General features: G+C 67.9%; 22 protein-coding genes. 14 read left to right on the forward strand and 8 right to left on the reverse strand.

Annotation, left to right across the window (positions count from 1 at the left end; all coding sequences use genetic code 11):
• The first annotated feature begins 92 nt into the window (after positions 1 to 92).
• The 4 genes from ACHMXB_RS11725 to ACHMXB_RS11740 all read left to right on the forward strand — a co-directional run bounded on the left by ACHMXB_RS11725 (position 93) and on the right by ACHMXB_RS11740 (position 3389).
• The gene (locus ACHMXB_RS11725) at positions 93 to 1766 is read left to right on the forward strand and encodes a sensor histidine kinase (protein WP_395398493.1); all 1674 of its coding nucleotides are present in this window, start codon (positions 93 to 95) and stop codon (positions 1764 to 1766) included.
• Positions 1763 to 2473 (forward strand): response regulator transcription factor, encoded by a 711-nt coding sequence (locus ACHMXB_RS11730; RefSeq protein ID WP_395398494.1) that lies wholly within the window; start codon positions 1763 to 1765, stop codon positions 2471 to 2473. Before ACHMXB_RS11725 ends, ACHMXB_RS11730 begins: the two co-directional genes overlap by 4 nt.
• Positions 2474 to 2578: 105 nt before the next feature.
• Positions 2579 to 3016 (forward strand): hypothetical protein, encoded by a 438-nt coding sequence (locus tag ACHMXB_RS11735; RefSeq protein ID WP_395398495.1) that lies wholly within the window; start codon positions 2579 to 2581, stop codon positions 3014 to 3016.
• 55 nt (positions 3017 to 3071) lie between these two features.
• A complete protein-coding gene (locus ACHMXB_RS11740; RefSeq protein WP_111905064.1) occupies positions 3072 to 3389 on the forward strand; it encodes a hypothetical protein in 318 nt (105 codons plus the stop codon).
• Between the two features lie 165 nt (positions 3390 to 3554).
• Here ACHMXB_RS11740 and ACHMXB_RS11745 read toward each other — a convergent pair whose 3' ends face one another.
• Entirely contained in the window at positions 3555 to 3950 is a 396-nt protein-coding gene (locus tag ACHMXB_RS11745; RefSeq protein WP_395398496.1) for a hypothetical protein, read from the reverse strand.
• Between the two features lie 74 nt (positions 3951 to 4024).
• Positions 4025 to 4210, reverse strand: a complete 186-nt coding sequence (locus ACHMXB_RS11750; protein ID WP_395398497.1) for a hypothetical protein — start codon at positions 4208 to 4210, stop codon at positions 4025 to 4027.
• Between the two features lie 116 nt (positions 4211 to 4326).
• Between ACHMXB_RS11750 and ACHMXB_RS11755 the strand changes: the two genes are divergently transcribed.
• The 7 genes from ACHMXB_RS11755 to ACHMXB_RS11785 all read left to right on the forward strand — a co-directional run bounded on the left by ACHMXB_RS11755 (position 4327) and on the right by ACHMXB_RS11785 (position 10575).
• On the forward strand, positions 4327 to 5277 hold the full coding sequence (locus ACHMXB_RS11755; protein WP_395398498.1) for a phosphatase PAP2 family protein: 951 nt from the start codon (positions 4327 to 4329) through the stop codon (positions 5275 to 5277).
• Between the two features lie 146 nt (positions 5278 to 5423).
• Positions 5424 to 6281, forward strand: a complete 858-nt coding sequence (locus tag ACHMXB_RS11760; protein WP_395398499.1) for a class I SAM-dependent methyltransferase — start codon at positions 5424 to 5426, stop codon at positions 6279 to 6281.
• A complete protein-coding gene (locus ACHMXB_RS11765) occupies positions 6278 to 7549 on the forward strand; it encodes an aminotransferase class I/II-fold pyridoxal phosphate-dependent enzyme (protein WP_395398500.1) in 1272 nt (423 codons plus the stop codon). The genes ACHMXB_RS11760 and ACHMXB_RS11765 overlap by 4 nt, the downstream gene beginning before the upstream one ends.
• Positions 7546 to 8130 carry a carboxymuconolactone decarboxylase family protein gene (locus ACHMXB_RS11770; protein ID WP_395398501.1) on the forward strand — a complete coding sequence of 195 codons (585 nt, stop codon included), beginning with the start codon at positions 7546 to 7548 and terminating at the stop codon, positions 8128 to 8130. Before ACHMXB_RS11765 ends, ACHMXB_RS11770 begins: the two co-directional genes overlap by 4 nt.
• A 429-nt stretch (positions 8131 to 8559) precedes the next feature.
• Positions 8560 to 8874: a hypothetical protein gene (locus tag ACHMXB_RS11775; RefSeq protein ID WP_395398502.1), complete on the forward strand. Its 315-nt coding sequence runs from the start codon at positions 8560 to 8562 to the stop codon at positions 8872 to 8874.
• Positions 8875 to 8934: 60 nt separating this feature from the next.
• Entirely contained in the window at positions 8935 to 9525 is a 591-nt protein-coding gene (locus tag ACHMXB_RS11780) for a hypothetical protein (protein ID WP_395398503.1), read from the forward strand.
• A 369-nt stretch (positions 9526 to 9894) separates the two neighbouring features.
• Complete coding sequence (locus ACHMXB_RS11785) at positions 9895 to 10575, forward strand: hypothetical protein (RefSeq protein ID WP_395398504.1); 681 nt, start codon at positions 9895 to 9897, stop codon at positions 10573 to 10575.
• Between the two features lie 93 nt (positions 10576 to 10668).
• Here the strand turns inward: ACHMXB_RS11785 and ACHMXB_RS11790 are convergent, their stop codons facing one another.
• The 6 genes from ACHMXB_RS11790 to ACHMXB_RS11815 all read right to left on the reverse strand — a co-directional run bounded on the left by ACHMXB_RS11790 (position 10669) and on the right by ACHMXB_RS11815 (position 18532).
• Positions 10669 to 12039, reverse strand: coding sequence for an MFS transporter (locus ACHMXB_RS11790; protein WP_395398505.1), 1371 nt, complete (start codon positions 12037 to 12039; stop codon positions 10669 to 10671).
• Between the two features lie 12 nt (positions 12040 to 12051).
• A complete protein-coding gene (locus ACHMXB_RS11795) occupies positions 12052 to 13815 on the reverse strand; it encodes an ATP-binding cassette domain-containing protein (protein WP_395398506.1) in 1764 nt (587 codons plus the stop codon).
• Positions 13808 to 14653 (reverse strand): ABC transporter permease, encoded by an 846-nt coding sequence (locus tag ACHMXB_RS11800; RefSeq protein ID WP_395398507.1) that lies wholly within the window; start codon positions 14651 to 14653, stop codon positions 13808 to 13810. The genes ACHMXB_RS11795 and ACHMXB_RS11800 overlap by 8 nt, the downstream gene beginning before the upstream one ends.
• Entirely contained in the window at positions 14646 to 15587 is a 942-nt protein-coding gene (locus ACHMXB_RS11805; RefSeq protein WP_395398508.1) for an ABC transporter permease, read from the reverse strand. The genes ACHMXB_RS11800 and ACHMXB_RS11805 overlap by 8 nt, the downstream gene beginning before the upstream one ends.
• Before the next feature lie 37 nt (positions 15588 to 15624).
• Entirely contained in the window at positions 15625 to 17172 is a 1548-nt protein-coding gene (locus ACHMXB_RS11810) for an ABC transporter substrate-binding protein (RefSeq protein ID WP_395398509.1), read from the reverse strand.
• Between the two features lie 148 nt (positions 17173 to 17320).
• Positions 17321 to 18532, reverse strand: coding sequence for an MFS transporter (locus tag ACHMXB_RS11815; RefSeq protein ID WP_395398510.1), 1212 nt, complete (start codon positions 18530 to 18532; stop codon positions 17321 to 17323).
• A 214-nt stretch (positions 18533 to 18746) separates the two neighbouring features.
• Between ACHMXB_RS11815 and glgX the strand changes: the two genes are divergently transcribed.
• The 3 genes from glgX to ACHMXB_RS11830 all read left to right on the forward strand — a co-directional run bounded on the left by glgX (position 18747) and on the right by ACHMXB_RS11830 (position 22584).
• The gene (gene glgX / locus ACHMXB_RS11820; RefSeq protein ID WP_395398511.1) at positions 18747 to 20912 is read left to right on the forward strand and encodes a glycogen debranching protein GlgX; all 2166 of its coding nucleotides are present in this window, start codon (positions 18747 to 18749) and stop codon (positions 20910 to 20912) included.
• A 223-nt stretch (positions 20913 to 21135) separates the two neighbouring features.
• Positions 21136 to 21366 carry a hypothetical protein gene (locus tag ACHMXB_RS11825; RefSeq protein ID WP_395398512.1) on the forward strand — a complete coding sequence of 77 codons (231 nt, stop codon included), beginning with the start codon at positions 21136 to 21138 and terminating at the stop codon, positions 21364 to 21366.
• 264 nt (positions 21367 to 21630) lie between these two features.
• Positions 21631 to 22584 carry a hypothetical protein gene (locus ACHMXB_RS11830; protein ID WP_395398513.1) on the forward strand — a complete coding sequence of 318 codons (954 nt, stop codon included), beginning with the start codon at positions 21631 to 21633 and terminating at the stop codon, positions 22582 to 22584.
• The last annotated feature ends 4 nt before the right edge of the window (positions 22585 to 22588 follow it).

Raw genomic sequence — 22588 nt, forward strand, 5'->3', positions numbered from 1 at the left:
GGCGACCCCGGATTTCAAAAAAATTTTGCGTGGCCGGCCCTGCCCCGCGACGTGTTACGTGCATCACACGTCGGATTCGGCCGGGTGGTCCCATGAATACGGCCGGCGCGCTGCGCACGGAAGTCCACTCCGTCCGCTTCCGGCTGCTGGCCACGCTGCTCGTCTTCATGGCCGTGGGCCTGTTTGTCGCCGGCGCCGCCACCCACGCCGCCCAGCTGAACAGCCTCAATGACCGCGTCAATGCCGAGCTCCAGGTGCCGCGCAAGAACCTGGACGCACTGGCCAAGCGCGGCCAGCCCAATTCCGGCGCAGCTTATGCCTCCCTGAACAGCCTGTTTACAACTTATCTGCGCAGCGGTGCTCCCGGGGGTTACGTGTCGGTGATGACCGTGGTCCGCGGCAGGAACGTCATCCTGCCCCTTGGGGAGCAGCCGACCAAACTCAACACGGACGCCATCACCGACAACATGTGGGACTGGAGTGTGCCCCGTCAGACCGTGATGCGGGACATCGACCTCGACGGCCGGCAGGTCCGCCTGGCCATTACGTCGGTGTCCCTGCCGGGCGGCCGTCCAGACCAGGGCCTTCTGATTGTCTCGAGCGAGATCGGAGCCCAGCGCGCTGAGGTTTTCGCTTCGATGTGGACCTTCGCCCTGGCGTCCACCGCGACGCTCGCAATGACCGGACTGGTGGGCTACGTGGTCACCGGGCGGCTGCTGCGCCCCGTCCGGCGGCTCCGCGAGGCCACAGAGGCCACGACATTTGAGGACCTGACCAAGCGGGTGGAAGTGCCGGACAGCACCGACGACATCGCTCAGCTGGCCATGAACTTCAACCGAATGCTCGAACGGCTGGAGTCCGGGTCGGAGAACCAGCGCCGCTTCGTCCACGACGCCAGCCACGAACTGCGCACCCCCATGACGATCATCCGCGGCTACCTGGAACTGCTCCGCACCGGGGACCCCGACGACGTGGACCAGACCCGCGAGCTGCTCCTGGACGAGCTTGACCGGATGCAGGTGCTGGTGGATGACCTGCTGCTGCTTGCCCGCAGCGGCCGGCCCGACTTCGTGACGCCCGGCTGGGTGGAGGCGGATGACCTCCTCGAGGACGTCCTGAACCGCGTCAGGGTCCTTGGCGAGCGCCAGTGGCGGCTGGAGGCCAGGCCCGGCGGCCTGATCCGCGCTGACCGCCGCCGGCTCACCCAGGCGCTGGAGCAGCTCGCCGCCAACGCGGTCAACCACACCTCCGAGTCGGACCAGATATCCGTTGGCGGCGCCTGGGTGGAGGACGACGGCGGTACTCCCCAGGGCGGGCGGGCAGTAGTTGTGCGGGAGCTGGCAGCGCGCCACTCCGCGTCGAGGGTACTGGAAATTTGGGTCGCGGACACCGGCACTGGGATTCCGGCAGACGAGCATGAGCGCATATTCGAACGCTTCGGCAAGGGCAGCAACTCGGCAGCCATGGAAGGCTCGGGCCTGGGCCTGTCCATCGTCAAAGCCATCGCCGAGGCGCACGGCGGCACGGTGCTTCTGGAGTCGGAGGAGGGCAAAGGCAGCCGCTTCGCGCTCCGGATACCATCCGGCGGCACAGATGAGAGCGATGAAACGGATGGCTCCGTCGCTGCAGACGCCGGCGGCGACACCGAAGGTTTCGGCGCACAGGACGATCCGCGGCCCAAGAAGCGGCACCGCGGCGGCAAACCGAAGCTGGCCGGACCGGCGTCGGGCATTGAACTGGCCATCCGGACGGGAGGCACGCCTTGACGCGGATCCTGATCGCTGACGACGAGCCCCGCATTGCTGCCTTCCTCGCCAAAGGCCTCACAGCGGCCGGCTACACCACCACCCAGGTCTTCGACGGGGTGAAGGCGCTGGATTACGCGACGTCCGGGGAGTTCGACCTCCTCATCCTGGACATCACCATGCCGAGGATGGACGGCCTTACCGTCCTCAAGAACCTCCGGAACATGCACTCAACGATTCCGGTGATCGTGCTAACGGCGGCGGACAGCCTTGAGAGCACTGTGGCGGCGCTCGACGGCGGTGCGGATGACCACATGACCAAGCCCTTCCGGTTCGAGGAACTGCTCTCCCGCATCAAGCTCCGGCTCCGCGGCGCGCAGGTGGTTGCTTCCGCCCCGACGTTCGTCTGCGGCGACCTGTCCCTCGACGTGAACCTCCGCACGGCAGAGATCCGCGGCCGCGTGATCGACCTGTCCGCAAGGGAGTTCGTGATGGCGCGGACATTCATGGAGAACGCCGGCAAGGTGCTCAGCCGAGAGCAGCTTCTGAGCCGGGTGTGGGGCTACCACTTCGAGGGGTCGTCCAACGTGGTGGACGTATACGTACGGTACCTGCGGCACAAGCTGGGCGCGGACCGCATCCAGACCGTCCGGGGCGTGGGGTACCGTCTCGTGTGCCTTGGCGATGATGGCACGAACGGCCATAGCGGCCCCGTTCCAACCCCTTAACCGCGCTAAACCCGGCCCCGCCCGGCGATGAGAAGACTCTCATCCGCGTCTCATCACTGCCTCACCTTCACGCCTCACAGTGAAAGCACGAAGGAGGGCCGGCCAATGAAGAAGTGGTCGCTGCTGAGCATTCCGCTGGTGGGTTTCGCCGGAATAACTGTCTGGGCGCAGGCTGTTGTCGGGGCGCCAACCGGCCTGGGACCGGGCGTGATTGTTACCGAAGGGGCCCCCCGCCACTCGGTCCAGGAGCTCGAGGGATCCACCGGGAATCGGCGGCTGACGCCAGCCACCGACCCCGCTGCCACGCCCAGGACCACGTCACCGGCACTTAAGTCACCGGCACTTAAATCGGCTCCGCTGAGCGAAGCCACCCCCTCTCCGCTCTCCCCAAAAGCAGAGGAACCCGGCGTCGAGTTCGTGGAACCGGCCCAGGTCACTTCCCCGGCACCGGCACCCACCGACGATTCAGTGTCCTCGAGCCAGCTCGATGACAAAGGCGGTCTCTCCAGCAACAACGGCAGGAGTGGCAGCAGCAATGGCTAGGCGTACCCGGAGGCAATCCGCAGAAGCAGTTTCTCCCCGCAAGAAGGAGCCAGTGATGCATACGGAATTCCGCGATCTGTATGAACCCATCCCGCCGGAGCGGTGGGGGACGACGGTCGACGCAGCCTTTGGCGAGCCGACGACTGTGATGGTGGACGACTCCGAGCTCCATCAACAGGTCCTGGATATTATCCACAACGTGCTCGCCACGGCTGACCCGCGATCGGAGGTCCGGCGCCGGCTCCTGCGCCATTTGGCCGAGAACCCCGGGCACCCTGAACAGGCGCTGCTGGACCACCTGCGGGACCGGAACCGGCGCGGCGGACGTCCCGCACGCGCCGGCCGGGCTGCAACAGTGGATCCGCACGTCTAGCAGGTGAATAACGCAGCTCTGGCTGCCCCCACAGACCGGGTGCCCGCCGCGGCACGGGTACCCGACGCATGTCCGGCCCGGGTTGGTTCATCCGGGCCGGGCTTGTCCGGGCCCCGTCCCGTCCCAGGGCCGTCCGAGGACCGGTCCCGTACGGGGACCAGTCCCTCAGAAGAGCAGCAGCACGAAGCCCCCGACGGTGCTCAAGATGCCCACTCCAGTAAGGATCCAGCCGAGGACCAGCATGACGTTGTCGTGCTTGGGCGGTTTCAGGCCCCAGCGTGAAGGGTGGCAGAGGTCGTAATGGAGCTCCACCTGCGTGCCGGCCACGAGGCCCCGCGCAACGTCGGAGTCCACCAGGGTCTGGCGCGGGACGTTCTCCTGGTCGGTCCAGCGGAAGCCGGTGAAGCCGCCGGCGGTGTAGACCTCGCCCGTGGTCTTGGTCCAGGCGCAACGGCGCCGTTCGATAATGAGTCCCCACACGAGCAACGGCACGCCGGGGAGGAAGCCCACCCACGTCATCATTTCCAGGATGGGGCCAAGTACATCCGCGAGACCGCCCATGCACCAACTTTAGCGGTCAGCTGGCCTGCGTTTAGCCCCGGCACGCGCCCCGGTTCGTGCCCCGGTTTAGGGCGTCAGCTGCCGGTTTCCTCGGGATGCTCCCGGGCGCGCCTGGCCTCGGGGGTCTCGCCCTGCTGCGGGATGAAATCCGGGTCCAGCTTGGTGCTGAGGTCGGTTTCGCCGCGGCCAGTGTCGGGCTTTGATTCTGCGCCGCCGGGCTCGTCGGAAACAGTGCGGGTCTCGTCCGGGTTTTCGGTCATGCCCCCAACGTAATCCCCCTGCGCCATGGAGTCGAGCATCCGGGATGAACCTGCGAACAGGACGCAGTCACGCGTTGGACAGGCGGCTCGCAGCAAACTGTGACACCCTTGTTACGATGACTTTCCAGCTCAGGGACCCCCGCCGTAAGAAACAGGGCCGCCAGCAGCAGGGCCGTCAGAAGCCCCGCCGGCCTGCCGGACGGATGCGCCTCGCGGCGGGCACCGGCTTCCTCTTCACCGTGGCCACCCTGGCCTGCGCCACGGGGCTCGCGGCCACCTATTACTACTTCGTCCGCACCACGACGGGCCAGTTCATTGACGAGTCGGCCCTGGTGGAGGCCGTGGACATCCACGGGCCCGCGGGCAAGGTGACCACCCGGTTCCTGGACTGGCTGCCCACCATCTCCCTGGTGATGGCCGCCGTCGTCGTTCTTCTGGTAACGGTGATTCACCGCCGATGGCGGGCCGCGGGCATTGCCGTTGCGGCGTGCGTCGCGGCGAACATCGCAACTCAGGTGCTCAAGGACCTGCTGCCTGTACGGCCGGACCGGGGCGTGGAGACGCTGGAGCTGAACTCGCTGCCGTCCGGTCACACCACGCTGGCGGCGTCCGCGGCGGCGGCCGTGTTCCTGATGTCGTCCCCGCGGTGGCGGCCGCTGGCCGGCTTTGTCGGCGGCACTTTTGCGATCGCCTCGGGCATGTCCACACTCGTGAACCAGTGGCACAGGCCGGCGGATGTGGTGGCCGCATTCCTGCTGGTGGGCTGCTTCATGATCCCCGCGGGCTGGCTGATTCTCCGCAATGACGGCCACGAATGGAACGTCTGGGACGGCTTCGGCGGTCACTGGGGTTCGGCCCGGCTGTGGATCGGGCTGCCGATGGTGCTGGGGCTGGCCTCGGCTGCGGTGTCCGTCTACTCGCTGGTCATGATCGCCCCGGGCATCGGCCACGAGGCCAGTACCACCAACTACTTCTGGGCGGGCATCTCGCTGATCGTGATCGCCGGGTACCTGGCCACAGTGGCCACCACGTCGCTGTTCGCGTATGCGGTCCGACGCCGGAACTAACCGGGGCGCTGACCTCCCCTCCCCCTGTCCCCACCGCCCGCAACCTTTACAACCCCGGCCGGGGAGCCCACAATAAGTCGCACCACAGCCTCCACTGACTCAACAGTGCGCTGAAACTGTACCTGCGAAAGCAGAGGTGCGCGGACATGAACGACCAGACCGGGGCGGACAAGGCCCTGAAGGAAAAGCACCGGGCCATGTGGGCGCAGGGCGACTACCCGGCCCTCGCCGCCGAGCTCGTTGCGGATCTGGGCGCCATCCTGGTGGAGGCCTGCAACATCAAACCGCGCCAGCGCGTCCTGGATGTCGGCGCGGGCGCCGGCAATGCGGCCATCCCGGCGGCAATGATGGGTGCCAAGGTGGTGGCCAGCGACCTCACGCCGGAGATGTTCGACGCCGGCCGCCGGCAGGCTGCCGATCGCGGCGTAGAGCTCGAGTGGGTGGAGGCCGACGCCGAGAATCTCCCCTTTGCGGACGGCGAGTTCGACGTCGTCATGTCCTGCCTCGGCGCCATGTTCGCCCCGCACCACCAGGCGAGCGCCGACGAACTGGTGCGTGTCTGCAGGCCGGGCGGGACCATCGGGCTGCTGCACTGGACCCCGGAGGGCTTCATCGGCCAGATGTTCGCCGTCATGAAACCGTTCGCGCCGCCCCCTCCGCCCGGCGCGCAGCCTCCGCCGCTGTGGGGCAGTGAGGACCATGTCCGTGAGCTGTTCGGCGGCCGGCTGGGCGACATCCGGGCCCAGAAGCGAACTGTTGCTATCACGAGCTTCCGCCAGCCCGAAGACTTCCTGCACTATTTCAAGTCGCACTACGGCCCCACCATCTCCGTGTACAAGTCGCTGTCCGGCGACGACGGGAAAGCCAAGGCTCTGGACGATGCCCTCACGGAACTTGCCAGCACGTACATCGAAGCCCACGGCGATACGCCCGCGCAGATGGAATGGGAGTATCTGCTGCTCACGGCGAAGGCCAACACCAAGCCCCAGGAAACCGGGCTGTGACGGACTCCCCCGCCTCGCGCCGCGCCCTTGAGGTGGCCTCCATTCCGTCCTTCCAGAGGATCTCCGAGCACCTCAACCATTCCACCTACGCCCGCCGCAAACATCTTCCCGGCATCTGCGACTTCACCCTGGGCAACCCGCACCAGATGCCGCAGGACGCCTACGTGGATGCCCTCCGGGACGCGCTCCACCCGCACGACGACCAGTGGTTCGCGTACAAAACCAATGAGGTGGATGCCCGGGAGGCGGCCGCTGACTCGCTGAGCCGGCTGCTGGACGTTCCGTTCGAAGCCGAGGACCTGTACCTCACCACCGGCGGCTTCACTGCCATCGCCCTCGCGCTGAAGGCGGTGACCGATCCCGGCGACGAGGTCATCTACAGCCTGCCGCCCTGGTTCCTCTACGAACCGGTCGCTGTGGAGGCCGGACTGGTCCCGGTCAAGGTCCGGATCGACCTCGAGACCTTCGACCTCGATCTGCCCGCCATTGAAGCGGCCATCACGGAGCGGACCCGCGTGGTGATCATCAATTCGCCGAACAACCCCACCGGCAGGATCTACCCGCCCGAAGTCCTCCGCCAGCTGGCGACCCTCCTCGACGAGGCATCGGCGCGGATAGGGCGGCGGATCTACCTGGTGTCCGATGAGCCCTACAACAGGATCGTCTTCGACGGCGCCCGCTTCCACAGCCCCGCGGAGTTCTATCCCTACACCCTCCTGGCCTACTCCTACGGCAAGACCCACCTGGCGCCGGGCGAGCGGATCGGGTATCTGGCGCTGCCGCCGAGCATGCCGGACCGCAAGGAGCTCGGCGCCGCCGTCGAGGCGATGCAGCTGGCCATGGGCTGGATCTACCCCAACGCCGTGCTGCAGTACGCACTTCCGCGGCTGGAGACATTCACCATCGACGTCGGCCAGCTGCAGCAGAAGCGGGACCGGCTGGTCCAGGAATTGGGCGGGATGGGATACCGTCTCCGGCCGCCCGAAGGCACCTTCTACCTGTTCATCCATTCCCCCATTCACGACGACGAGGCCTTCACTGAGGCGCTCGGCCAGGAGGACGTCTTTGTGCTTCCGGGCGTCCTGTTCGAGACACCGGGGTTTTTCCGGATGTCCCTCACGGCCAGCGAGGACATGGTGGAGCGCAGCTTGCCCCACTTCCGGGCGGCCATCGAACGGGCGGGGCAGGACCGCCCGGAAGACGCCGAAATAAAGCTGCCCACAGGACTTATCCCCGTCATCCCCGCCAACCCAAGGAAACTGCTATGACCGTCTTGCGGACCACTCCGGAAAGTGAGGCGTCCGGCCTCACCGCCAAGATTTACGACGACGATATCCAGTCGCTGGGCTACGTCACCACGCACACCAAGACCATGGCGGTGAATCCGCAGGCGTACGAGGCGTTCGAGGCCCTTCTGGGCACCATCACGGCAGGCATGGACCCCCGCCGGTACGAGCTGGTCACCCTGGCGGCAGCAGCGGCCATCGGATCCACGCACTGCAGGCTGGCCCACGGACGCAAGGCCCTGAAGACCATTCCGGAGGCGGAGCTGCTGCGGATCGCCCGCGATTTTCGGAATGCCGGGTTGCCGCCAGCCGAAGTAGCCATGATGGAGTACGCAGAGAAGCTCAGCAGCAATGCTGCGGACATGACCAAGGCAGACGGCCTCAGGCTTCGCGAGCACGGCTTCAGCGACAAGGAAATCATGGACATCACGCTGGCGGCGGCGGCCCGGAACTACTTGAGCCGTTCCGTGCTGGCCCTCGGCGTCGAGCTCGACCGGCCTCCCACCTTGAGCTCGGAGCTGCAGGAAGCCCTCTTGGCTCCGCTGGGAACGCCCCGGGCCTAGCTGCATCACCGCCGACAGAGTTGCGGGCCAGCGGCCCCCAAAGGATTGGGGTCGCCGGCCCGGCACGTCAGGGGGGTGCAATGCCGGGCCGGCCAGCTGGCTGAACGACCACTCGCGGCTGTGGCTTCGGACCAGATGGAAAAAGAGTGCCAGCGGTTCCTAGGAAATTCCCGGTCAACCTTGGAGAATCCAGACCCCCCCACCCAAACGGCGGCTGCTCGCCGCCGCGCACTCCTAACGCGTTCTCCGGTTTGGGGGGACCTCACCCTCTTCGGCGGTCCAAGGTTCACCGGTAAATCCACCATGACCTGCAGCAACAATTGCCCCAGACGGCACTTCCCCTTCACACCGGGATGTTGCCGGCAACGCCGCCGGTCTCAGCGCATGCCGGAAGGGCCCGCGGGGCGGCGAAGGTGGAAGGTGAATAAGATGATGACCCCGGACCCGCACTCAGCCGGTGACAGCCACTGGCAGTCCCACACCCCCGAGAGGCTGCCTGCTCATCAGGCTGCCGGCGGCCCAGCAGCTCCTGACCCGGCCTGGGTCAGCCGCCGGCCAGCACAGCGCACTCCCCAAGGCGGCATACTGCAGCGCCAACTGATGCGGCTCATCGGCGAAATCCTCGGCGACGAAGATCTGAGGTCGGACCTCCGGTTGTCGCTGCTCAGGCACATCTCCGAGCATCCCGGACACCCCGAACAGGCAATGCTGGCGCATCTGCACGAGATCCAGGACGGAGGATGATGGCTGCCGGTTCCTGACTTCCCAAGAAGCAATTTTTCCCGGCGACCCCTTGGAGGATCCATGAAAACCAGAGCAGCCCTCGCGCTTTCCGTGGCCGGGATCCTCGTGACCGGATCCGCCGCTCTCGCCGTCAACACGCAGGTACTGAGCACTACGCCGTCCGGGACCGGCAACGCGAACAGCGTCCTCCTGCCCAGCAACTCAAGCAGCACCGCGGCACCCACCGCCGCCGTCGGCGCGAAAGTTACGTCGAACGTGGCGTCAGTGGTCGACGGCGGCAGCACAGTTCCCGCCCCCGCGAAGACCACCGCGTCGCCGGAATCCGGTCACGGCAAGGGCGGACGGCGGACGACGCCGTCCCCCTCCCCGTCGCCGTCGCCGTCGTCCGGGCCTCGCGACGATCGGAACGTTCGGGCCGGCACTGTTGCGGGCACGTCCGACGCCGGCCCTGCCGTGTCCCAGCCCGGCGGCACCTCCGGTTCCACGCCAGGCGGCACCGGCGCTGCCGGGGAACCCGCCGTTGTTCCCGTCCAGCCGGGCGGCGACAAGGGCGGCCTGCGGACCGCCCGGGAACCGGGCGATGACAAGGGCGGGCAGCGCAAGGCTTCCGAACCCAAGGAAGACAGCGGCGGCCACGGTTCGGATGACTGAAGGGTGAAAATCTTCCGGGCGAAAACCCCATGAGCGGGCCTTCTGCACTCACGCGGAAGGCCCGCCCACACGACTCGGCCCGTACCCGAAATCGGTCGCAATTCAGAACCGCCACGCCGTGGAATAGGAAACTCTTCCTTTGCTTATTCCACAAATCAACCTGTATCGTATTCATTTAGGTAGACCGAAACTCCTCTGGAGCCACCGCCTCCAGAGGCCTCGCCCTGCATCGCAGCGCGCCGGCCACTCCCGGCCCCTCAAAAAATCCCCAATCAACCCCAGCAATTCCCTGCTGTCCGGAACGCCCCGGTCAGCCCAGCTCCCGGCACCATTCTCAGGGGAGCACAACAGTGATGAAAGGCCGGCATTATGTTCGCCGACACCCGCACCACCTTGACCCGCCCTGAAACCCGTACCGCCGCAAACTCCGCACCCAGGTATCAACCCCAGCGCCGACCAGTCCCGGCCCGCCGCAACCGCGCCGCGCTGAGGACCCCCACGTCCCGCAAGCAGACCCTCCGGCTGTTGCTGCTGGGCGTCCTCTGCACCGCAGGCTGGCTCGCCTCCTTGCTGGTGGGGCACTTCGTGGAGTTCGGTCCGCTACTGCACCGCATCGGGCTTGCCGGACACATCCTCTCCCTGGTGCTGGCCTTCGGCACCATCCTCGTCGTGGACTGGCTGGGCCTGCTGTGGCTCATGGGCAAGGTGCACATGCATGCATCTCCCAAGCTGGAACGCGCAACAAAGCCGCTGATTTGGGGCGGCCTGGCGCTGCTGCTGGCATCGGGAGCGCTCATCCAGCCCGACATCACCAACCCGGTGACCGCCGTGAAACTCGGCTGTGTGCTCATCCTGATGCTGAACGGCCTGGGCATCGCGCCTGCCATGCACAAAATGTTCGCACTTCCGCGGGAAACACGCTTTAGCGAACTGGGCCGCCGGCTGCGCACCCGCCTGCTGATCGCACTCAGCATCTCGCAGGCGTGCTGGTGGACGGCCGTGCTGATCGGCCTCGTGAACAGCACACTCCGCCGCTGGACGGGGATGTAACCAGGTCCCCGGCGGCCGCCCTCCCCGCGCAGCCCGCCCATCTGACTCGCAGTTGTTGTCGTTTTCAGCCTCGAAAACGACAACAACTGCGAGTCAGTTGGGTATGAGGGCCGCGTCCGTGGCCGTCCCGAGGGCGCTGGTGCGGTGGATCCCGTGCAGCAGCCGCGGCAGTATGAGGGCAGCCACGATCGCGAGGCCCACCATCGGCAGCCAGGGCGTTCCCGGCCACCAGTGGTTCCGGTCCGTCAGATCCAGCAGCCAGCCCAGCAGTGCATTCCCCGCCAGCACGGCAACGCCGCCACAGGTGGCCGACAGCCCGTAATACGCTCCCCGCCCCGAGGCCGCCCCTGCCGGCGGGATGAACCGCGGGATCAGCGACAGGATGGTCGGCCTGAGGAGCATGTGGCCGAGGATCAGCGCGCCGACGATGCCCGCCATCAGCGCCACAGAGCCGGCCTCCGCAGGACCGGTCGGCACGGGCCCTCCAACTCCAGAACCTCCCGCCACAGAACCGCCGGCTTCCGCCTGGACGGACGTCAAAGCGGCGGCCGCCAAGGCAGCTGCCACCAGCAGGAAGCCGGCCGACATGGCCCGCCCCGGCCCCAGCCGCTGGCCGGCCGCCGCCACCGGCAGCTGCAGCACCAGTGTCAGCACGGAGGCGAGCAGGAACAGCATGGCCAGCCACGAACCGTCCAGCCCCCGCCGGTCCAGCTCCAGCGGGAACGCGAAGTAGAGCTGGTTGTAGGCCACCATGTTGGTGCTGGCGAGCAGGCAGAACGCCACGAAGCGCCGGTTCTTCAGGCACCCGAGCGCGCCGCGGGACTGGCCCGGCGCGGCTTCCGGTTCCCCCGCTCCCGCAGCCTTCGGCTTCCCGGGTGGCCCGGCGGGGAGGCGGAACCACAGCAGGACCGTCACTGCAACGAAGATGGCGATTCCGGCCGCCAGCGCCGCGTCAAAGCCCCACCCCAGCAGGGCGGCCCCGAGCAGCGGGCCGGCGAGGGCGCCCATCTCCCCCGTGATGGCCAGCCAGACGAACACCGAGCGCCGGCCCTTGCCCGGAGCCCGACCCTCCGTTTCGTCGGCATGGGCACGGTCCGCATGGGACAGCTGGGACTCCAAGGCCGGCGAGAACAGCGCACCTCCCGCGCCGGTGAGCACGGCGCCGAGGAGGAACAGCGTGAAGTCCGAAGCGGCCGCCAGGGTCGCGTATCCTGCGATGCGGACCAGGCAGCCGGCCAGGATCGCCCGCCGGGCACCCCACCGGTCGGCCAGCAGGCCGCCGAACAGGAACATCCCCTGCTGGCTGAAGGTGCGTGCGCCCAGGACAAGCCCGACGGCGGCAGCGTCCAGTCCGTAATCCCCGCCCATGGCGCCGGCCAGGAAGGGAATCACAGCGTAGAAGCCCAGATTGAACACCATCTGGGTGCCGAGCAGGATGCGCGTTTCAGGCAGGTATGTCTTCAAAACCAGGCGTCCTCAGGCGTCCGGCGCGCTGACGAGTTCCAGGGAACGCGAGGTACCGGGCCGGCCGGCGGCCACATTCGCGCCGAGCATCCGGTGGGCGCAGGCCGCCAAGTCACTGCAGGCCACCGGAGCAGCGCAGGCCGCCGGATGCGCGCGGGCCGCCGCCACCAGCTCCTGGCTGTGCCCGTGCCGGGGGTCGGCGAAGAACTCGGAGGTGCCAGCCAGTTCCACCAGGGCGCCCTGGTACAGCACTGCCACCCTGTGGCTCATGTACCGGATGACGTTCATGTCGTGCGAAATCATGATCAGCGAAAGACGGCGGTCCCGGTGCAGGCGCAGCAGCAGATCCAGGACCTTGCGCTGCGTGACGGCATCCAGCGCCGACGTCGCCTCGTCGCAGATCAGCACGGCCGGGTCCAGCAGCAGTGCCCGGGCGATCGTCAGCCGCTGCAGCTGGCCGCCCGAGCACTGGCTGGGGTACCGGTCCAGCAGGTCAGGGTCCAGCTCAACGTCCCGGACGGCCTGGTGGACCCGCTCCATGCGCCAGTCCGCCGTGCCCGTCCGCTGGCGGAGCAGCGGGGCTTCCAGGCTGGCGGACAGTCTCATCCGGGGGTCGAAGGCGTCGTGCGGTTCCTGGAAGACGAGCTGCACGTCGGTGCCGGGGACACCGCGACCGGCACTACCGCCGTCGGCCTTGCTGCCCCCTCCCGGCAGTGCCCGGGTGATGCTGCCGCGGTCCGGGGCCTCAACCTCCACCAGAAGCCGGGCCAGGGTGCTCTTCCCTGAGCCTGACTGGCCCAGGACGCCGAGAATCTCGCCTTCGCGGAGGCTCAGCGAGACGTCATCCAATGCTGGCCGGGCGCCGCGCCCCTTGGCGAACCGCTTGGTGACGCGCTCCAGCGCCAGGATGTCCCGGGACGGCGCGCGGCCGAGGGCCTCCCCTGCAACCACGATGCGGCGGCGGGTGAGGGCGCACGCCTCCAGCAGCTCCCTGGCACAAGCAGTTTGGGGTGCGCCGAGGACGGACCTGGCCGGGCCTTCCTCCTGGACGCGGCCGGCATCCATGACCACCACGCGGTCAGCAAACGCGGAGACGGTGGCGAGGTCGTGCGTGATGTAGAGGACGCCGAGCCCGTGCTGTCGCCGCTGCGTGTCGATCAGTTCCAGGATCTGCCGCTCCAGCACCTTGTCCAGCGCGGACGTGGGCTCGTCGGCGAGCAGCAGCTCGGGCTGGCCGGCCATGGCCACGGCCAGCATGGCCCGCTGCGCCATGCCGCCGGACAGCTGGTGCGGATACGCCCGGGCGACCCGCTCCGGGTCCTCGAACCCGGCGCTGGTGAGCAGTTCCAGGGCCTGTGCCCTGGCCTGGCGTCCGCGCAGACCGCGGTGCAGCTTCAGCGGTTCGGCCAGGTGGCTGCCAATGGTCATGCGGGCGTTGAACATCCGCTTGGGCTGCTGGTACAGCATCCCGATCCGGCCGCCCCGCAGACGGTTGAGCTCCGCGCCGCTGGCTGCAAGCAGGTCGGTGCCGCCCAGGGTGATGGACCCCGACGCGGCCCGGATCTGCGGCGGCAGCAGCCCCAGGACGGACAGCGCGGTCATCGTCTTTCCGCTTCCGGACGCCCCCACCAGCGCGACGAACTCGCCGGGCGCCACGGTGAGGCCGACGCCGGAAAGCACCGGACGGGCGGACGAGCCGGAGGAACTGCCGGAAGAACCCCCGGCGGACGCCCGCAGGCTGACGTGCAGGTCCTCGATGATCAGGCCCTCACGCATGGGTGGCCTCCGGTGCGGGGGCGGAAGCCAGCAGCAGCCGGCTGCTGGACATGCGCGCCAGGTGCTGGCCGATGAGCGTGACGCACAGCGCCACTGTGAAGATGACCAGGCCGGGCGCGAGGATGGTCATCGGCGACCTCACGGCGTACGGCTGGGCGGCGGCGAGCATTGATCCCCAGTCGGACTGCGGGGGCTGCACGCCCAGGCCCAGGTAGGACAGGGCGCCGACGCTGATCAGGAACTGCCCGAACCGGAGCGTGGCCTGTCCCAGCAGCGGCCCGGCCAGGTGCGGCAGGATGTGCCGCCGCACCGTGAACCAGGGCGAGCAGCCCAGCACGCGGGCCGCCTCGATGAAGCCGCGGGCGGAAACGTCATAGGCCAGTGCCCGGGCCAGCCGGGCGAAGGGCGTCCAGCCGGTGACGGTCAGGGCCAGCAGCAGGGACGGGTAACCTGCTCCCAGCGCGGCCACCAGGAACAGTGCCACCACCATCTCGGGCATGGCCAGCAGGATGTCGTTGGTGCGGGTGAAGAACTCGTCCAGCCACCCCCGGCGGCGGGCGCTAATCACGCCGATCGCGGTGCCGATGACGGCGGTGAGCACCGTGGCCAGGGCGGCGATGGTCAGGGAGAAGCGGCCGCCGTCGAGCAGCCTGCTGAGCGTGTCGCGGCCCAGGTGGTCGGTGCCCAGCCAGTGGGCCCGGGTGGGCGCGGACAGCCGGGAGGCGAGGTCCTGTTCGGCGGACGGATAGGGCGCGATCCAGCCGGCCAGGGCCACGGACAGCACCACGACGGCCAGCACGCAGGCGGCAAGCCGGACGTGCACGGGAAGTTTACGCATGCCGCATCCTCACTTGGGGGTTGAGGAGCCCGTGGACCAGGTCCGCAGCGGTGGTCAGCAGGACGGCCAGCCCGACGACCACCACCACTGCCCCCTGCGCCAGCGGAATGTCGCTGTTCAGGACGCCGTCGAACAGCAGCCGCCCCATCCCGGGGATCGCGAAGATGACCTCGACGATGACCGATCCGCCCAGCAGGCCCGCGAACCACACGGCCGCGAGCGTGGTGAGCGGCAGCAGGCCGTTGGGGATCACGTGCTTCCGCACGGTGTGGAAGTAGCTCAGTCCCCTGCCCCGTGCGGCGGTGACGTGGTCGGCGCCCAGCGCGTCGAGCATTCCCTCGCGCACCGCGGACGTGAAGTGGCTCGCCGGACGCAGGGCAAGGACCGTCACGGGCAGCACGGCCGACGTCGGGCCTTCCCACCCGGCGGACGGCAGCACGGACAGTTCGAGCGCGAAGACCAGTACCAGCATGGGCGCCAGCCAGTATTCCGGCATGGCGATGAACGCCTGGGAGACGGCGGTGATGGCCTTGTCCGCCGCCCGCCCCTCGTTCAGCGCGGCGGCAATGCCGAGGATCACCGCTATCACAGCCGCCACGGCCAGCGTCATGACCACGAGGCTAAGCGTGACCCAGAGGGCGGGCAGCACCTGCTCCACCACGGGCGTGCGGCTGGTGTAGGACAGGCCCATGTCGCCGCTCGCGAAGCGCCCCAGCCAGCGGAGGTACTGGGTCCACAGGGGATCCTGGAGCCCCAGCTGGGCGGTCAAGGCCTGGACGGCGGAATCATCGACGGCGTCACCCGCCACCCGCGAGCGGATGATCTTGCGCACCGGGTCGCCAGGGGTGACATACGGAATAAGGAACACCACGAAGGACGCCAGGAGAACGGCGACCACCAGGGCCGCCGTTCTCCTGGCGAGGAACAGCATCATGCCGGACCCTGTGCTTCGGGTTCGCGGTACGGGGACATCACGATCCGGACTTGGCCGTTTCGGCCCGGAGCACGTAGCGGGCCAGGGGGTCCTGGACGTGCGCCTGCAGGTCGGTGCGGACGGCGTCAGTGGCCTGCTCGTTGACCAGCCACACGTTCACGGCCTGGTCCTGGAGGATCCGTCCTGCCTCGGCGTACAGCTTGTACCGCTCCTTGGCGTCGGCCGTTGTGGCTGCCTGGGCGATCTTCTTGTCGTACTCCGCGTTGCAGAAGTGGCTGAGGTTGTAGGTGCCGTCGCAGGTGTAGTCCGCGGTGAGGAAGCCGATGGGGTCGGCGATGTCGATCAGCCGGTTGCGCTGGCTCAGCACCATGTCGTAGTTGCCGGACAGCAGGTCCGGTTCCACGGCGGCGTACTCCTTGGTGGTGATTTTCACCGGAACGCCCACGGCCTTCAGGTTCTCCTGGATGACGGTGGCCACGTCAGCGAACTCCGCACGCTCCACGATCGCGATGATCTCCAGCGGCCGGCCCGCGGTATAGCCGGCGGAGGCGAGCAGCTTCTTGGCGGCGTCGAGGTCCTGCTTCGGCGTCTGGGCACCCTCGATGGCCCAGGGCTCCGACGGCGCGAACGGACCGGTGGCCGGAACCGCAGCGCCTTCATAGACGCTGGCGGCCAAGGCGTCCAGATCGAGAGCCGAGCGTACCGCCTTGCGGAAGTCCACGTCGTCGAACGGGGCCTTGCCGTTGTTCATGTACAGCGTGGCGGTGCGCGGCGAATCCGCCTTGAGCACCTTGACGTTGGAGTCCGACTCCAGCGCGGCCAGGCCGGAGACGGGGATGGAGAGGGACACGTCCGCCTCGCCGGTCTGGACCTGCGCGGTGCGGGTGGCGCCGTCGGTGATGAACCGGATCTCGGCGCCGGCAAGCTGTACCTGCCCGCCCCAGTAGTTTTCGTTGCGGTCCAGGGTCAGGGACTGCTTCGGCTTCTCGGACACCGGCTTGAAGGGGCCGGTGCAGTGGCCGAAGGGATCGACGGCCTCGCCCTTGAAGGCGGCCGGGGACAGCACGCCGGTGTTGACGCTCGCCAGCCGGTAGGGAACCAGCGGGCTCTCGGTCGGAGTGGTCACGCGGACCGTGTTCTCGTCGAGGGCCTTGACCGCCTTGACCACCTTCGGGCTGAACGCGCGGGCGGGGACTTCGGCGTCAAGGACGTTCTGCAGCGAGGTCACCACCGCCTTGGCGTCCAGCGGGGCACCGTCCTGGAACTTGACGCCCTCGCGGATCTTAAAGTCCCACTCGAGGTCCGAGACCTGCTTCCACCCGGTAGCGAGCGACGGCACGATCTTCCCCTGCGCCTCGTCGTAGCGCGTCAGCGTCTCGAGGCACCCGGACAGGGACAGGATGTAGGCGGCGTCGCTCTCCAGGGCCCAGTCCGCCACCGGTGCGCGGAAGTTGTCGACGACGATCCGCTGGTCAGGGTCGGCCGCCTGGCTGGACTTGCCGGACTCGCCGCTGAAGCCGCAGGCGGACAGTGAGAGAAGCGCCACGAGCCCCACGGACACGGACAGCGGGAAAGAAGAGCGCAACGAAACCACCTAGATATGAGTGCCTGCGACGCTGCAGACGGAGTGAAACGGCAAGAACGGCCAAGCTGAGTGTAGGCTAACCTAACTTCTCCGCCAAAGCGGGCCGTCCCGCCGTCGTAATATATCAGCGCCCCGGATTGGCCCGGCGTCAGTAGTTCCGCCGGTGCCTGAGCTTGGGAAGCACGACGGCGAACACACCTGCCGCCGCGAACCCCAGCGCCCCGGTGGCCGTCACGCCGGCGCCGAGGGAGGCCACGGCCGTCACCGCGGAGAGGAGCACCGGCCCGCCGGTGGAGCCGGCGTCGGCCATGAACCGCCAGAGGCCCAGGAACTGCCCGCGGCCGCGGTCGGGCGAGAAGTCGGCGCCGAGCGTCATCACCAGGCCCGAGCTGATTCCGTTGCCGAAGCCGATCAGCAGGGCCGCCAGCAGCAGGCTGGTGAACCCGGCGGTGAGCGGGATCAGCACCAGCGCCACGCCCATGATCAGCGTGGACGGGATGGCCACCCACTGCCGCCCGCGCCGGTCCATCACCTTGCCCGCGGGATAAAAGACGAGCATGTCGATCGCCCCTGAGAGCCCGTAGACCAGCGAAGCGTGCGTGGGGTCGAGGCCCAGGTGGTCGGCCCACAGCGGAATCACCACCTGCCGGGAGGCGCGCAGGGCGCTGAGCAGCAGGATGCCCATCCCGGCAGTCAGGAAAACGCCCGCATGCGAGACGGCCACGCCGCGCAGGGTGGGCTCCGGTCCGGTCCTGCCGTCAGTTCCCTGCACCGACACCAGGTCGGGGACTGCCACGGCCAGGACGGCGGCCGCCGCCATGCCGGCCACGCCCACCCAGTACGCGCCGCTGATGCCAACGAATGCCATGGCGGCGGCGCCGATGAACGGGCCGATGAAGGTTCCGATGCGGTTCACGCCGCCCAGTGTGGACAGCGCACGGGCGCGGAATTCCACAGGAACCGCTTCGGTGAGGTACTTCTGCCGGGCCAGGCTGAAGACGGCTGCGGACAACCCGACGACGGCCATCGCCACCGCGAGCAGCCAGAGCCCATCGCTGATCACCAGCGACAGTCCGGCGGCCAACAGCGCGAGCGCCCCCGCTGCGGCCGCGCCCACGATGGACCAGCGTTCGCCGAACTTCAGGGTGATCATCGACGCCGGCAGGTTGAAGAACCACGAGCCCAGTCCCATGAGCGTGACGATCAGGGCGGCCACGGCAACGGATGCGCCCAGTTCACGGGCGGACAGCGCCACAACAGGCAGGATGGCGCCCTGGCCAACGCTGAACAGGAGGGCAGGGCCGAACGCCGGAACAGCAATGCCGCGAAGACTGAAGGGCGGCGGGCTGTTCGGAGTCATCACCTTTATCGTAGGCGGGGGCCGGGGCGGCACGCCGGAAACGCGGGCTCCACGAGGCCAGAATCACAACGATTTGATTTACATCCCGCCGGGACCTGAATCGGGCTTGGCGAAAGTACTAAGCGTGCTTAGCCTTGGATCAGGGCGAGGCGCGCGGACCCCAACTGGACATCAAGCATGGTTCCGAGACAACTGAACAGCCGCAGGAGTGATCATGGAAGTCTGGCCGGGCAGCGCGTATCCACTGGGTGCGACCTTTGACGGGATGGGGACGAACTTCGCGCTCTTCAGCGAGGCGGCCACCGCCGTCGAGCTGTGTTTGATAGCCGACGACGGCACCGAAACGCGCGTGGAGCTCCTCGAAGCCGACGGGTATGTCTGGCATTGCTACCTGCCCCAGATCCAGCCCGGGCAGAAGTACGGGTACCGAGTCCACGGGCCGTACGACCCCGCCAAGGGCCAGCGCTGCAACCCGAACAAGCTCCTCCTGGACCCGTACGCCAAGGCCATCGCCGGGCAGGTGCACTGGCACCAGGCGATGTTCTCCTACAACTTCGGCGATCCCTCCTCCCGCAACAACCAGGATTCGGCGCCGCACACCATGCTGGGCGTGGTGATCAACCCGTTCTTCGATTGGGCCGGGGACCGGCCGCCCCGGATCCCTTACCACCGTTCGGTCATCTACGAGGCGCACGTCAAGGGGCTCACCGAGCTGCACCCGGAGGTGCCCAAGGAGCAGCGCGGTACCTTTGCCGGCGTCGCCCATCCCGCCGTCATCGCGCACCTGCAGCGGCTGGGGATCACGGCAATCGAGCTGATGCCGGTGCACCAGTTCGTCAATGACGGGACCCTGCAGGAGAAGGGCCTCAGCAACTACTGGGGCTATAACACCATCGGCTTCTTTGCGCCGCAGAACACCTACAGCTCGATCGGCCAGATGGGCCAGCAGGTGCAGGACTTCAAGGCGATGGTCCGTTCGCTGCACCGCGCCGGCATCGAGGTCATCCTCGACGTCGTCTATAACCACACGGCGGAAGGCAACCACCTCGGGCCCACCATGAGCTTCAAGGGGATCGACAACGCCGCGTACTACCGCCTGGTGGAGGACGACAAGCAGTACTACGTCGACTACACCGGCACCGGAAATACCCTCAACGTGCGGCAGCCGCACTCCCTGCAGCTGCTGATGGATTCGCTGCGGTACTGGGTCACCGAGATGCACGTGGACGGGTTCCGTTTCGATCTCGCCGCCGCTTTGGCACGGGAATTTTACGACGTCGACCGGCTCTCCACGTTCTTTGAACTGGTGCAGCAGGACCCGATCGTGTCGCAGGTGAAGCTGATCGCGGAGCCGTGGGATGTCGGGCCCGGCGGCTACCAGGTGGGCAACTTCCCGCCGCAGTGGACGGAGTGGAACGGCAAGTACCGCGACACGGTCCGCGACTTCTGGCGCGGCGAGCCTGCCACGCTGGGCGAGTTCGCGTCCCGGCTGACCGGCTCCGCCGACCTGTACGAGCGGTCGGGGCGGCGGCCGGTGGCCTCGATCAACTTTGTCACGGCGCACGACGGCTTCACGCTGCGGGACCTGGTCTCGTACAACGAGAAGCACAACGAGGCCAACGGTGAGGGCAACCGCGACGGCGAATCGCACAACCGCTCGTGGAACTGCGGCGTCGAGGGGCCGACGGCGGATCCGAAGGTCCTGGCCCTGCGGGCCCGGCAGCAGCGGAACTTCATCGCCACCATGCTCCTCTCACAGGGCGTGCCGATGATCCTGCACGGCGACGAGATGGGCCGGACGCAGCAGGGGAACAACAACGTCTACTGCCAGGATTCCAAGCTCAGCTGGGTCAACTGGGACGCCATCGACATGCCGCTCATGGACTTCACCGCCGCGGTGAACCGGCTGCGCGCCAAGCACCCGACGTTCCGCCGCAGCACGTTCTTCGACGGCCGGCCGGTGCGGCGCGGCAAGGGCGAGAAGCTGCCCGACATCGTGTGGCTGAACGAGGACGGCATGGAAATGCTCCCCGAGGACTGGGGACGCGGCTTCGGCAGGACCATCGGCGTGTTCCTCAACGGCGACGGCATCCAGGGCCGGGACGACCGCGGCCGCCGGATCACGGACGTGAACTTCCTGCTGTACTTCAACGCGCACGACGACGACATCAAGTTCACGCTCCCGGCCGGTGAGTTCGCCGAGGCCTGGGACATGGTGATCAACACGGCCGGGACCGGCGTGGAGCGCGGGCCGATCGACGCCGGCTCGGTGCTGAAGGTGGCCGCCAAGTCCATGGCGGTCCTCCGCGCCCGCGACCTGACCCAGCCCCAACCCAACCTCTCCATTGCCCTCGGCCTGCAGTCCCCCGGCCCCGCGTAAAACCCTTCCTCACCTCCCGCCGCCCACACCCAAACCCTTCCTCACCTCCCGCCGCCCACACCCAAACCCTTCCTCACCTCCCGCCGGCCACCGGCCGACGCGGCACCAGGTCACGCGGAAATCACCCGGTGGAAACCGCCCGGCAATGTGGCGGCCCCATCCTGAAGATGCGCAAGTGGCGCAACAGGACCAAGGCGCTGACTGCGCTAGGACGGAGCCCGCCATGGCTGAACCGGCCGCGACCGACGGATCATTCGGGCGCATCATCGACTGCCGAAGCCTCTCCCCCGGCGACCTGGTGGAGGCGCGTTACAACGGCCGCCTTTATTACGAGGGAAAGGTGACGGAAACAGTTCCCGTGCTTGGCATGTTCTGGATCCTCGAAACCAGGACCGGCACCCGGAAGCTTCTGGACCCGCTGGCCGTGCAAGTGGTCCGTGTTGGCGGCGGCTGAGGGGACTGGACCCGTGCGCTAGGGAGTCAGTGATGTTTGCCACAGCTGAAATTGCTCGGTACTTTAGCCTCACAGCGATCTTTCGGGCGGCATTCAGGCAACTGGGGTCTCGCCGTCGTACTACGGATGATCAGCAGTACGAGCGTCTCTTCTGCACGGCCCTGCCGGACTCTTCGGAGCCTCCGCCCTGAGCCGCTCTGCCGCGTGCTGAAACCGCCGGGGCCGTCCCGGCGGCCGCTTCGTGTATTGGGGGACGCACACACTATGACCGCTGCATCTAAATGGGTCGCTGCGGGTTCGTCGGCAGCAGTTCTCGCCGGCGGCCTTTTTCTGGGAGTCCCGACAGCCGCCGCGGCACCCGGCGACGCCGCCTGCCAGCAGGCCTTCAACCAATACGAATCGGCACTCGGTGCCGCGGGCATCACCCAGGCAACCGTTGCCGATCTCGAGTCCGCAGTCGATGCGGCCGAAGCTGCGTACGTGCCCGTTCAACAGGTTGTTGACGACGCTGAGGCTGCCCTGGCCGCGGCCGAGGCGCAGCTCGCTGATGACGAGGCCGCCAAGGACGCCGCGGAAGAGGCACTGGAGGAAGCCCAGGAAACTGGTGATCCCGAGGCAATCGAGGCCGCGCAGATCGCCTATGAAACGGCGGACGAGGCTCGTGGAGACTCCAGGGACGCCGTGGAGCTGCGGGAGTCGGAGTTGAACGCGGCCACGGTTTCACCGGAGCTCATCCAGGCCCGGGACGCCCTGAATGCAGCGGTCGCCAACTTCGAAGCCCTGCTGGCAGCCGTCTCGCTCGACGAAGCTTCCGCCACCAGCCTCATGGGCCTTTTCGAGGGGTACCTGACGGCCTGCGACCCGGACTCGCCCGGCGTTGATCCCGTGGTGCCGCCGGTCACTCCCCCAGTGGTTCCGCCTGTCGCTCCCCCAGTCAACGCACCGGGAAGCACGCCGGTCAATGCGCCGGGGGGCACGCCGGGCAATGCACCGGGAAGCACGACGCCGGCAGTTGCCGGTGCGGTCAGTGCGACTCCCGCCGGGGGCGGCACGGGCGCTGTCGCAACGAACAAGGGCCTCAACGTACAGACCGCGGTCGAAGCCGAGCCGAACAATGACCCCGGACTTGCGCTCCTCGCCGGGCTCCTCGCGGCGGGAATTGCTGTTCCGGCAGCGGTCGCCAGGAGGTTGCGCCGCATGGAGCGCACCCGCAAGTAGGCAC

This window comes from Arthrobacter sp. UC242_113 (assembly GCF_044054585.1).
GTDB lineage: Bacteria > Actinomycetota > Actinomycetes > Actinomycetales > Micrococcaceae > Arthrobacter.